This is a genomic window from Spirochaetota bacterium (genome assembly GCA_030154445.1).
Taxonomy (GTDB): Bacteria; Spirochaetota; Brevinematia; order Brevinematales; family Brevinemataceae; genus Brevinema_A.
Genome location: JAGUQW010000011.1, coordinates 30,926 through 43,694 on the forward strand (window position 1 = coordinate 30,926; position 12,769 = coordinate 43,694).

Consider the following 12,769-nt stretch of genomic DNA (forward strand, 5'->3'; position numbering starts at 1 on the left):
AAAATAGAGACTCTTAAGAGTCTCTATTTTTTAATATATTTTGAATAAGGATTTCTAACTCTTCTGGAGTATGATAGAAGAATTTAATAGAACCTCTATCTATATTACCTGAAATCTTTGTTTTTACACCAAGAATTTTTACTAATTTTTCTTCTAAAGATTGTATTCTATGATTATATGAGACAGAATTTGATTTTTGAATATTATTTTTATTTATATCATCGGATAAAATTTTTCTTGTCAAATCTTCTGTTTGACGAACAGAGAGATCCTCTTCTTCTGATATACGAGCAACCTCTTCCATTTTTTGAAAATTTGGATAAAGAGATAAGATAGCTCTACCATGACCTTCTGAAATATTATTGTTAATAACTCTTGTTCTTATAGAATCTGGTAATTTTAATAATCGTAATGTATTCGCTACACTGGTACGACTTTTACCCACAACTAGAGAGACCTCTTCTTGAGTTAAATTCACTCTATCTATCATTTCTTGATAAGCTTCAGCAACCTCTATAGCATTCAAATCAGTACGTTGAATATTTTCTATCAAAGCAACAGCTAATCTATCTTTATCTTCAAACTCTCTAATAACTATAGGAACTGTTTTCATTCCTGCAAGCTTCGATGCTCTTAAACGGCGTTCACCAGCGACAAGTTCATATGTTCCATCGCCAAGATCAGATACAACTAAAGGTTGAATTATCCCATGTTTTCTAATAGAATCCGCTAACTCTTCTAAAAAAGCCTCATCAAATTCTTTTCTAGGTTGATATCTACTTGGTAAAACATCATTAGGACTAACAGTTAAGACTCCATTGTTTTTTGGTGCATATTCATTTTCTAGTGGTTTTATTTCAACCAAAGGACTTACAATATGCTCCTCAACTAATGCAGCCAAACCCTTTCCTAAACCCTTTTTCTTCATTGACATTATTTAACAACCCCTATATACCAGACTTTTTAATAAACTCATCACCAAAAGATGTGTAAGATTTTGAACCCTGTGAAGAAGAATCGTATTCATAAATAGCAACACCATGAGATGGTGCTTCACTAAGACGTATATTTCTTGGAATAATAGTATCATAAACCTTCTCACCAAAGAAAGATTTAGCTTCATTCAGAACATCTTTTGACAAATTAGTACGTTGATCAAACATCGTAATCAAAACTCCTTCAATACCTAAATTAGAATTTGTAGAGCTTTTCACCAATTTAACAGCCTGTAACAATTGAGCCAAACCTTCCATTGCATAAAACTCACTTTGCAATGGAATAAGAACACTATTTGCAGCGGTCAAACCATTTAACGTAAACAAACCTAAAGATGGGGGAGTATCCATCAATATCAAATCATAATCTCTAGAAACCTCTTCTAAAGATTTTTTTATAATATACTCTTTACCACGCTGATCAAACAATTCAGCTTGAGCACCAGCAAGATCCATAGAAACAGGAACAATATCAAGATTTTCATACTTTGAACAAACAATAACCTCTTTGAAAGTTTTATCACCTATAAAAACACTGTATATACCCTTGTTCAAATTAGAAGAAACTTTTACCCCTAAACCTGAACAAGAATTTCCTTGAGGATCAAGATCTAATAACAAAACTTTTTTACCTACACTAGCAACATAGGTAGCCAAATTAACACAAGTTGTTGTTTTCCCAACCCCACCTTTTTGATTTGCAACAACAATTATTTTAACCATAAATAACAACGCTCCATATATGCATTTGTTTTATAAAATATTGTTTCACGTGAAACAATTATTGATTTTTAATTTTATTTTTTCTCTTTAGCAGAAAGTTTGTGCAAATAAATATCCAAATAAATATCCAAAAAACAACGATAATAACAATGAATCTTGTTTGCTCGGGTAGAGGGATTGATTGTGATAAATATTCTGTTTTCGGCGCTACTGTGGTTTTTAGATCTTTTCTTAATAGAAAATCTATAGAATTAATAAAAAAATCAGCATTCCCACCTGTATACAATCTAGCGTTATCAATGAATTCTGTAGAACCAAAAACAATCGATCTTCTTTGACTTTTCATATTTGTTTTGTTTGCAATAATAGAAGATATTGCTAAACAATAAATCCCTGTAATATCTTCTTCTCCTTTTGTATACAAACCTTTTTCAAAAGATCGTTCACCAAATCCATATTGAGACATTTTGGCTAATGGTCTTATATCATAGATGTTGTTACTATCTGATAATTCTTTGGGTAATGAATATACAACGGAGGCGGATGGGAAAATCACAGATTGTTTTTTATTTTTTAATAATAGCGTGATTTCTGATTTTGGAGACAGTGTAGGGATAATAGAAAATTCACCACTATTTTTCGCTACTCTACTAGGATCAACAGCTACATTTGGTAAAAAAACAAATCCTGATTTCATTAATAAAAAATTAAGATCAGCTATGGTGTTTCTACTAACCATGTACAAAACATTGCCACCATTATTTATATAATTTTCTATTGATTGGTATGTTTGTGGAGATAACGCTGTTCTTGGGTCTGCAATAATTAAAATATCTAATTTTTTAGGAACATCAGGATAATGATCTAAATTAATTGCAGAGACATTGTATCTTCTATCAAGAAGTGTTTTTTTAATTCCATCATATCCGCCGACACCTAGAGAATTAAAATCTAATTCACCATGTCCTGTTAAATAAGAAATATCAATTTCTTTATTATTATTAAGTTTATCAATAATAGCTGAAAATATTGTTTCACCTTTGTAATTAATCTCATCTTGATTTAAATTTTCAATTAATATATTTGGGGTTACATATTCTCGTCTTTCATTCATTTCAAAAACAATAGTCCCATTTTGTCTAATACCATATTCTTCTGCTTTTGATTTATTTCTAATGGGATCAGTTGTCAATAATTCAATCATTTTAGGATTTGAGGATTCATAACGCTTTCCTAATTTTTTTGCATAATCAACCAATCCTTTTATAGAGTTTTCATCATTATCATAAGAAAAAACAGTGATTGTTAAAGGGGTTTTTATTTGAGAGATAATAGTTTTTGATTCTTGAGATAAATTAAATAATTTTCTTGCCGTCCAATCAACATTTAAATCAAAACTTTTAACCAAAGAAAATAGTATTATACTAAAAAATAAAACAGTGAAACTTTCTACCAATTTAATTCTAGAATATTTTCCTCTTTTCAATTGTTGAGAAATATTATTTCTAAAATAAATAATATTAAATATTATTGAAATTAACATCAATAATAATGATACTCTAAGAAAAATGCTTCTTTCTCCAAAAAATATATAAGAAACTATTGATAAAATAATAGATACAACAAAGCAAATAATTAATATAATATATTTATTTTTCATTAGTTCTCCTTAATATGCAATCTGCGTTAATATTTTTGATTCTGTTAATTTTAACATAAATATAGGAAAACACAAAAAATAAAGTACATCAGCTAAAGAAAAAACTCCTGAACTGATATTTTTAAAATGATAGCTATATGATATTTCTTTTATAAATGAAGTGAATGGTAAATTCGGATCTAACATATTACCCAAAGAGCCAAATAAATAAATAAACATCCATAAACCAAAGCCTATTACTATTGCAACAAGTGTATTATCTGTACAGGAAGATGAAAAAATTGATATCGAGCTAAATACAACCACAGCAAGCAATAAGCTAAAATAACCAGATAAAACTGTCATCCAAGAAATTTTAAAAAAGATACTTGATAAAAATGCATAAAAAATTAAACTAGTTGCACATATAGTAAAAAAAACAACTAATGCGAAAAACTTAGCTAATAAAATATCTTTTAATTTTAACGGAGATGTAAAAAATAAAGAAAACATTCCTAACTCTTTATCTTTTGCTAAGGATCTTGAGCCTACTATCAAAATTGCCCAAGCAAATGGCATTTCTAACAAACTAAAGAAATATTGAAAATTCCCAAAATTTACAGAACCTAATAAATATCCCATTCCAGCAATTATATTTATAATAATTAGTGAGGATAATCCTAACCATGAATATGAATATAATCTCAATTCATTTTTAAAAATAGGTAATAAATTTTTCATTGGCTATACCTTTTATTTATTTTTTTATTGTAAGATCTAAAAATACTTTTTCCAAACTATTTGTTGTTGGTATAATAGATTTTACTCCAGATCCAAATTTGATAGTTTCTTCTACAATATTTTCAGAAACATCCTTATTTGTAATAATAGTAATAATATTATTATTTTCAACAATATTAATAACAGAAGGAATATTGTTAAGATGTATTAATAACTCTTGAGAAGGTCTTACTACTATTAGCTCATAAATAAATTCTTGTGTGTTTTTATTAGCAAGAAGAAAATCTTTTGAACCTTCAAATAATTTTTTACCTTCACTGATAATAATAACTTCATCACATAATTCAGCAGCTTCTGACATTATATGCGTAGAGATCACCACTGTCATTCCAGTTTCTTTTGCCAAATGTCTTATTACTTGTCTAAACTCAATCAATTGTGATGGCTCTAATCCCACAGTAGGTTCATCAAGAACTAATAATTTTGGATAATGTAAAATACTTTGGGCAATTCCTACTCTTTGTCTTAATCCTTTAGATAAATTTTTAATGAGAGCGTCTTCTCTTTCTAACATATTAAGAAGTAATAAAACTTCTTTAGATCTAGATACAGAATCTTGATGATTCATACCTCTCATCTCAGCAATAAATATAAGATATTCAATAACTGTCAATTCTAGATACAAAGGTGGCATCTCAGCCAAATAGCCTATATAAGATTTTGCTTCTTGTGGATTTTCAAAAATATTAATACCATTAATAAAAACATCTCCTTCTAAAGGAGGTCTAAATCCAGTCATGATATTTAATGTTGTACTTTTACCAGCACCATTTGGTCCTAATAAAGCTAATAAACTTCCTTTTTTAATTTCAAAACTTAAATCAAAGAGGGCTTTAAAGTTACCGTACGATTGAGAGACATTAACAAATTTTACCATTATATTTTCCTATTTATGAAATATTATGCATAAATAGATTGTCGGTATTTTTAAAATTTTCTCAATCTAATTTTAGACAAAAATAAAATACCCTTACTAAATTAGTAAGGGTATTTTATTTTTATATTTATTTATTAAATTCTATTATTAAAATAGTAAGATCATCTATAGAAGAAAATTGATCTTTTTTATAACTAATATATTTATCCATTATTAACATTTTTAATTCTACAATATTTTTATCTATATTATCTTTAAGATAATATAGTGCCGAGTCAGATGGTTTTTGATTATCTACTTCAAAGAGATCCAAAAATCCATCTGTATATAGGATTATTTTATCACCATCTTGATAATTAATCTCATATGTTTCACATTGAATTAAATTAATCACACCCAAAGGAACAGCTCTTTTAAAATTTAATAATTCAATTTTATCATCTTGGATATAATAAGGTAATGTGTGTCCTGCAGAACAAATTTTAACTATTCTTTTTTCAAAATCAGTCAAAGCAATTACACAAGTAATAAATTTATTTTCTGTGACATTTAAATCTAATAATTTTTTATTTAATAATTGTAAAAAATCTAAAGGTTCTTTTTTATATCCATCTTTTAAATTATCGATATATGTTCCATAAACATCTTTTACCATAACATTCATCATAGAAGATGAAATACCATGTCCACTAACATCACTAATAAAAGCAATATTATATTTTTTATTTTCTAAAATGATATTTTCTGAATAATAAAAATCTCCACCCAAATCATCAGATAATTTATATATCGCTTCTGTATACATTCCTTCTTCATTAGGAAGATCTTTTGGAATAAGATTTTCTTGCATGATTCTTGCTGAGTTTAATGTTTCTAAAAGATTTTTATTAATGTTTTCTAAAGCTTCTTTTTTTTCTTCTAATTCTAACATCGTCAACATTCTTGCACTTTCATCAATAAAGAATATAATAACACCACCGTACTCATTATTAGAATTTTTATGTACTCTAAAAAATCTAATATTATAATATTTATTTTCAAAACAATAATCAATATCTACGAATTTTAATTTGGATTCTTTTAGTTTATTTATGGTTTGTTCAAAAACTTCTCCAAATTTTCTAGGAAATATTTTTTTACCAGGAATTCCAAAAAGATTCATAGAATTATCTAAAATATTTTTTACTCTTTGATTATAAAATATAATTTTATCATCTGAATCTAGAATTAAAATACCATCTTGACTATTTTCTAAAATAGTATAGTTAATAAAACTATGTTGTTGGATATTATCTTTGAAAATTTCCTCTTTTGTTATATCTTTAACAAAAACACTATAACCAGCTAAAACACCAGTTACAGTGAGCATTTTTTTTACTTTTAATTCTACTTTAATAGGTATATTCATTTTATCTTTTAAAGTAGCAAAATATTTTATATCATTTTTAACATTTAATATTTCTAAAGATTTATCAAAAGTTTCTTCTTCTCCATAATTAAAAAGTAAAATAAAATTTTTATTTATAATATCAACACTTCTATATCCAAATAATTTTTCAGCACCTTTATTCCAAGCAACTATTTTTGCTTTTTCATTAAGAGAAATTGCTACATAATCTTCTATCTCTTCTAATAATAACTCGGCAGAACTTTCAAATGCTCTTACAAAATTTCTAAAAACACCAGCATAAAAATAAGATAATTTTTTTCTAACTAAAACATATCTTATATAAGCAAATAAACAAGATATTCTATTTTTAAAATAAACACTTATTAATACTTCTTCTCTCTGATCAGAAAAAAAAATAGGAATCATAAAAGAATATTTTAAATTAAAATATTTTAAAATATTTATATTTTTATAATCTTTTTGAATTAAAACATCTTCTGTTTTATAAATATAAGGCGTTAAAAATATTTTTTTCTTTTGAAGATAATACTCTTCTTTTTCTACAGAATCGATTAAAAATCCTACAGAATTATCTCCTGAAGAAATAATCATTCGACCTGTATTTGAACTTTTCATTTTTGTAATACTAATAAAAGGAGCTATGAAATATTTCCTTGTTTCTTCAGCTAAATCTTCTAAAAAAGAATTTTTCCAATCTGTTTTTAAAGAAATCAAGGAAATATAATTATTAAATATGCGTCTACTTATTTTTGAAAAAGTTGCTAAACAATAAATATATAAGCAAAAAAATAAGATAAAAGGGATTAATAAAAAAAGGCTATACACTATTCATTCCTACTTTTTAATTAATTTAAATAACTATTTTAATTATGATTAAAAATAACAAAATAGTCAAGTTAATATAAATAATATTTTATTGCACATAGAATATCTATACTATAATTAATACTAATCTTTAAATTTAAAATATAATAGGTAGTAGTAGTAGTAGTTATCTATATTTTTTAACATGATTTTTATCTATCCTGTTTGTTTATATATATTTAGATATATATTTATTGTAGGTATATCTTGTGTTTTGTTTGGAGTTGTTCTGCAAAAATATTATATTTTGTGCGGAATTTTTAAACCTATATCTATAATTGTGTGATTGTACGAAAAATAGTGAAAGATCTGTTTAAGAAAGGTTAAAAATAGCATTATTATTTTTTTTCTAAAAAAGATCAAGTTATAAAAGAGTGATTTCCGATTACATTAAGGAAAGGTGTCAAAATACCATCTTTTTATTTATTTTGAAATAAGGAATTCTTATGAAAAAATATGCGATTTTATTTAATATGATTTTTTGTTTATCATTTAACGATATGCAAGCACAGGAATTAAAAAATATTGTAACATCTATTGAGATAGGTAATGTTGTTTCTAATACAGTAGTACTAAAATGGAAAGCAAATGTAGATAAAAATGAGTTTGTGATTTATTACCATACATCAAGGATTTCAGATATTTTTGTATTGAGAGAAGCTGAACTTGCTATAAAAAGTAATTTTGAAGGTGTTAAAGTTGATTCATCCTATGAATATGAATATGCAATAAAATTTGATAAATCAGGATCGTATTATTTTGCTATAGTTGCTAATAACAGTAACTATTTCGATACTATAGCCCAAAGCTCTGTTAACAAATTAATAGAAGGCTATGAAAATTTTCTACTTCCAGAGATTAATACCACAATTCAACCTATATCTATTATAGTTTCAAAAAAAAGATCTTTTCAAAAATCAATACAAGAATTAGATCACAAACCAGCTCATATAATAACATCTTTGAATCTAGAATCTTATGAAGATATTTTTCATTTGAAATGGAGTGTATACCCAAAAGATTTGCCTCTATATATATTTAATATATATAGAAGTCGTTATCCTATATCTAAATATCCTAGTGCTGAAGGATTGCCTGTATATGTTACAGTAACAAATCAATTTATTTTTGAAGATAGAAATGTTTCTTTTGAAACACCATATTATTATGCTGTAAGTATCCAAGATTCAAAACAATGGACTGCAGGTATTAACATTTTTAACACACCTGCTGTTTTATTAAAAAAATCACCTCTTTTAAATATGCCATCAAAAACAGAGTATATAAAAAGAAAAAGTACATTACCTTTTTATACACAAGAAATATTTTCAGAGAAAGATATTGAAATGGCTGTTCAAAAAACATTATCTAATTTACAAATATTATCTGATACTAATGACAATCAATCTTTATTAGATAAATTAACAAATCAAAACACTTTTACGAATACAAGAGCAGAAGATCAAGTTTCTTTGGGAATCTTACCAGAAATTTCAAATTTGACATCTTCAGAATCTTTTCTATTCAATAATAATAGTTTGTTAACAAGAGCAGATAGTGAAGTAAAGACATCAAATCCTTTTGAAATTAAAAGTAATAAATTTATTCCAGAACATAAAAAAAAAACACTATATTTTACTGATGAAATATCAAAAAATGAACAAAAATATCTAGAACAAATAGAAAATCAGCGTCAATTTTTATTAGCTCAAGAACAAAAAGATTACAGTGGTATTATAAAAAGTATTATAATGATATCTAATGAAATTGACTCTTACAATACTATCACAAAATCATTGTTATATTCAGATAATGCTTATATCAAAGACTTTGAAAACAATTTAAATAGCTATTATGATAAGAGAGATAATATCAGGGTAAAACAATATCAAGCTAGTTCCCAGATAAAAAGATTTATTGAACGAAGAAAACAGAGAGAAAATGATTTTTTAATTAATATCCAAAATATCTCTATAGAGGCAACGAAAAAAAAAATTAGTCTATATCAAGATTGTAAAAACAATAAAAAGATAAATAATATGGTTAATAATATTTCAATAAAAATGACAAAAAACAAAACAAAACAAAATAAAACAAATTTACAAGTGTTGGATCAAAATATAAATCAACAGATAGATCAATTAACAATAGCTATTAAAGAAGAAGAAAACAAACTTTCAATCATTACTAATAATTTTAAAAACACACAAATATCTTCAAAACAAAAAAAACATTCTGATCATTTTGCTCAGATGATAGAAGCTCAAGCTGTTCTTGCTGATGTTCGATCGTATTATAGGGATGTAACTGTAGAAAAAGTTCCTACAATTGAAGAAATACCCAAAGAAACATGGCTTTACGAAAATAAAGAAATTTGGATATCTAAACAAAAATTATGGCAAAGAATAACTAGAAATATTTTAGGTTCAAATTATGAAATAATTGCCTCTAAATGGATGCGACCATCTTCTACATTGGCAATTTCTGAAGGAAGAAAAGCATATGATATGAATCTATATCAAGAAGCTATATATTTATTATCTTTTGCTACTACACATAAAGCCTCATTGATGATGTTAGGTCAATCTTATTATCAATTAGGTGCTTATAGAGATGCATTTTCTGTATTTATTACAGCAGTAAATATGGGATTGCCTAATTCAAGATATTGGTTAGATAAGACTTCTGAAAAAATTCTAGATAGAAAAATAATAGAAAATAATCAATAAGGATAAAGTATGAGAAGAGGGCAATATTACGATAGTACTAATTTAGTATTTTATAGATTATTAAATAATTTTTGTTTATCTGTATTATTTATTTCTGTATTATTATTTTTATATTTATTTTATTATCAATCACTTATGAAAACTTATAATGATTTCAAAAAATCACAAATGACACCATCACCAACTTATGAAACACCAAAAATACAGATCCCTAAAATTTTTCAAGAAAATAATAATCAAAATGAAGAGATATCACAAATTCCACTACCTATTCCATATCAAAATATAGAAAATATAAACTCAAATTCTATAGAATCAGATGTTTCAACTAAAGAAGCTAAGCGTATTTTTATTGCTTATGAGTTGGGTGATAATATACTTGTATCTCGTCTGATTGTTAATTTTATTTCTGAATATCCAATGAGTATTTATAGACACAAAGTTCGTTTGATTGGAGCAAAATTAATGAACGATAAAGGTGATTTTGAAGGTGCTTTATCTTATATTAAAAAAATATTAGGAGAAACTCAATTAAGTAATGAAGATTATTCTGAATCTGTATTATTACTTGGATCTATTGCCCGTGAAAGAAAACAATATGATTCATATATTCAATCTTTTCTAGAACAAGCTTATTTTAGAGCAGAAGAACCTACAAAATCAAAAATATCATTTTATTTAGGATATTTACTTTTATACAAAAATGAATATGTATCTTCATTAAAATATTTTAATAATGTTATAGGTGAAGATGGATTATTGGGAAAATCAGATTTATATGCAGCTCAATCTATGAGACCTGAGAGAATTAATGAATTAGAAAATTTTATAAAAGCATATCCTTCTTCTAGAAATTTTGAATATGTTAAAGATTCCTTTATTAAAGATATTTTATTACATGGTAATGATTTGGTTAATCGTGGTTATTTGGATAGTGCAGAAAATTCTTATACTAAAATTCTTATTTATTTTGATAATACTGTACATGGAGATGAAGCTTTATTGAAGATTGCAGATTTATATTACAAAAGAAAAGATCTCAGACAATCAATGATAATTTTAAGAAAAGTAATTGCTAATGAAAATATTGTTAAAGATCCTGATGCTCTTTTTGCTTTAGGAAAAATTGCTTTTGAATCTGATAAATCAGAAGAATCTTTAGGGTATTTTAGAAAATTAATAGAAGATTACCCAAAAAGTCAGCATATATCTAAAGCCCAAGAGTGGCAAAATTTAATTGTTGAAAGCTTAAGATATTAAAAATCAAATATTAATATTTGAGTAAATAAAAGGATTGATTATGCAAAAATCACTGGTAATATTTGATTTGTACAATACATTAATAGTAGATGATAGTGTGGAAGATAGGCATCAATACAGAATTAATTCTATATGGACGATTGTAGAAAAATCAGGATTTCCCATTCGTTTTTCTAATGTTATCAAAGCTTATAAAGAAACACAAGAAATTATGTATGAATATCAAAAAGATTATTTTAGTCTTAGTATTTTTGAATTAGTGAGTATTTTTGCAGAAAAAATACAAATAAAAGATGTAATTCTTCTTAAAAAATTTTATGATATTTGGGCTTATGCTTCTTTGCAGTTACCTCCTAAATTAATTGACAATGTTAAAGAAGGATTACAAAAATTAAAAGATCATGATAAAAAAATAGCTCTTATTTCTAATACTGCAATGACACCAGGTATTGCTTTAAGATTTTTCTTAAAAGAACAAGGAATATATGATTTTTTTGATGATTTAGTTTTTTCTGATGAATTTGGATTTATGAAACCTAAAAAAATGATTTTTCATAGAATATTAGAAAATTTAGCGATAGAATCTAAACACTCTTATTTTGTAGGAGATCATGAATTGTATGACAAATTTGGAGCTACCTCTGTAGGTATTGAATATATTTATATGTGTCCCAAAACTGATTTTAGAAAAGTAGTAAATGAATTATTGAATTTATAAAAAAACACTCTTGTAGTAAGAGTGTTTTTTGTTTATTAATTAGTGTTGTTTGATCATTACTATTGGTTCTAAAGTTATAATCCCATAAATATTTTCTGGATAATCATTAGCCTCATTGAATAAACTAGTTTTGAATAAATTTATTACGGATAAAGAATCTTTTTGTTCTTTTAATAAAAAGTAGTGATAATTATTTACTGAGTTATCTAGTTCTTCAGGAAAATTATACTTGTAAAGCGAAGCTCTATACAAAGAATAATTATTAGTATCTATAGTAACTTCTACATCATCATACATATTTTTAAAAATAAGATTAGTTAGAGATAGTTTTTCTAATTGATTGTAGAAAAAATATCCTAAAGTTTTATCTTGTTGTTTTTTCCAAAATGAATAGTTATAACTTTTTTTTGAGATATTACTAGAGATCGATTCTATATCTTTATTGTTAAAAAAATAATAAATAGATTTATAAAAATTATTTTTAGTAGAAACTGTTATTAATTCTGTATTATTACTATTAAAATAGTATGTAGATTGATAGTATTCAAATTGCTTTAAATCGTTTTTGTAGAAAGTATAAGAAAATTTTTTGTAAGTTTTAGGATCTAAGTGATAGTGTAAAAAATAATTTTTAGTGTTTTCTTGAAAATCATGTTGAGTTCTTATTTTTTCTACAAAAGAACAAGATACTAAAAAAAGTAAATTAACAATAATTAATATATGTTTCAAAAAATTACTCCTAGATATAATTA

At 25.3% G+C, this 12,769-nt stretch carries 10 protein-coding genes; 3 read left to right on the plus strand and 7 right to left on the minus strand.

Annotated features, from left to right (window positions below; all coding sequences use genetic code 11):
- Nucleotides 1–13 precede the first annotated feature (13 nt).
- From KFW21_05090 to KFW21_05115, 6 genes are all read right to left on the minus strand, one after another.
- Nucleotides 14–934 carry a ParB/RepB/Spo0J family partition protein gene (locus KFW21_05090; GenBank protein MDK2818806.1) on the minus strand — a complete coding sequence of 307 codons (921 nt, stop codon included), beginning with the start codon at nucleotides 932–934 and terminating at the stop codon, nucleotides 14–16.
- 13 nt (nucleotides 935–947) lie between these two features.
- Entirely contained in the window at nucleotides 948–1,718 is a 771-nt protein-coding gene (locus KFW21_05095; protein MDK2818807.1) for a ParA family protein, read from the minus strand.
- A gap of 58 nt (nucleotides 1,719–1,776) precedes the next feature.
- Entirely contained in the window at nucleotides 1,777–3,378 is a 1,602-nt protein-coding gene (locus KFW21_05100) for a GldG family protein (GenBank protein ID MDK2818808.1), read from the minus strand.
- Between the two features lie 9 nt (nucleotides 3,379–3,387).
- Nucleotides 3,388–4,098, minus strand: a complete 711-nt coding sequence (locus tag KFW21_05105) for a hypothetical protein (GenBank protein ID MDK2818809.1) — start codon at nucleotides 4,096–4,098, stop codon at nucleotides 3,388–3,390.
- 16 nt (nucleotides 4,099–4,114) lie between these two features.
- Nucleotides 4,115–5,035, minus strand: a complete 921-nt coding sequence (locus KFW21_05110) for an ABC transporter ATP-binding protein (GenBank protein ID MDK2818810.1) — start codon at nucleotides 5,033–5,035, stop codon at nucleotides 4,115–4,117.
- Nucleotides 5,036–5,162: 127 nt separating this feature from the next.
- Entirely contained in the window at nucleotides 5,163–7,160 is a 1,998-nt protein-coding gene (locus KFW21_05115; protein ID MDK2818811.1) for a SpoIIE family protein phosphatase, read from the minus strand.
- 596 nt (nucleotides 7,161–7,756) lie between these two features.
- Between KFW21_05115 and KFW21_05120 the strand changes: the two genes are divergently transcribed.
- From KFW21_05120 to KFW21_05130, 3 genes are read left to right on the plus strand one after another with little or no spacing between them, the layout of a single operon-like run.
- On the plus strand, nucleotides 7,757–10,039 hold the full coding sequence (locus KFW21_05120; protein ID MDK2818812.1) for a hypothetical protein: 2,283 nt from the start codon (nucleotides 7,757–7,759) through the stop codon (nucleotides 10,037–10,039).
- Nucleotides 10,040–10,048: 9 nt separating this feature from the next.
- Nucleotides 10,049–11,299, plus strand: a complete 1,251-nt coding sequence (locus KFW21_05125) for a tetratricopeptide repeat protein (GenBank protein MDK2818813.1) — start codon at nucleotides 10,049–10,051, stop codon at nucleotides 11,297–11,299.
- A 40-nt stretch (nucleotides 11,300–11,339) separates the two neighbouring features.
- Complete coding sequence (locus tag KFW21_05130; GenBank protein MDK2818814.1) at nucleotides 11,340–12,017, plus strand: HAD family hydrolase; 678 nt, start codon at nucleotides 11,340–11,342, stop codon at nucleotides 12,015–12,017.
- A gap of 39 nt (nucleotides 12,018–12,056) precedes the next feature.
- On the opposite strand, the gene KFW21_05135 is transcribed toward KFW21_05130, so the two are convergent.
- Nucleotides 12,057–12,746, minus strand: coding sequence for a hypothetical protein (locus tag KFW21_05135; GenBank protein MDK2818815.1), 690 nt, complete (start codon nucleotides 12,744–12,746; stop codon nucleotides 12,057–12,059).
- Between the last annotated feature and the right edge of the window lie 23 nt (nucleotides 12,747–12,769).

Excerpts from the sequence above, each read along its gene's own strand:
- KFW21_05100 (MDK2818808.1), bottom strand. The coding sequence starts at position 3,378 with ATGAAAAATAAATATATTATATTAATTATTTGCTTTGTTGTATCTATT.
- KFW21_05130 (MDK2818814.1), top strand. The coding sequence starts at position 11,340 with ATGCAAAAATCACTGGTAATATTTGATTTGTACAATACATTAATAGTA.
- KFW21_05110 (MDK2818810.1), bottom strand. The coding sequence starts at position 5,035 with ATGGTAAAATTTGTTAATGTCTCTCAATCGTACGGTAACTTTAAAGCC.
- KFW21_05090 (MDK2818806.1), bottom strand. The coding sequence starts at position 934 with ATGTCAATGAAGAAAAAGGGTTTAGGAAAGGGTTTGGCTGCATTAGTT.
- KFW21_05120 (MDK2818812.1), top strand. The coding sequence starts at position 7,757 with ATGAAAAAATATGCGATTTTATTTAATATGATTTTTTGTTTATCATTT.
- KFW21_05095 (MDK2818807.1), bottom strand. The coding sequence starts at position 1,718 with ATGGTTAAAATAATTGTTGTTGCAAATCAAAAAGGTGGGGTTGGGAAA.
- KFW21_05105 (MDK2818809.1), bottom strand. The coding sequence starts at position 4,098 with ATGAAAAATTTATTACCTATTTTTAAAAATGAATTGAGATTATATTCA.
- KFW21_05125 (MDK2818813.1), top strand. The coding sequence starts at position 10,049 with ATGAGAAGAGGGCAATATTACGATAGTACTAATTTAGTATTTTATAGA.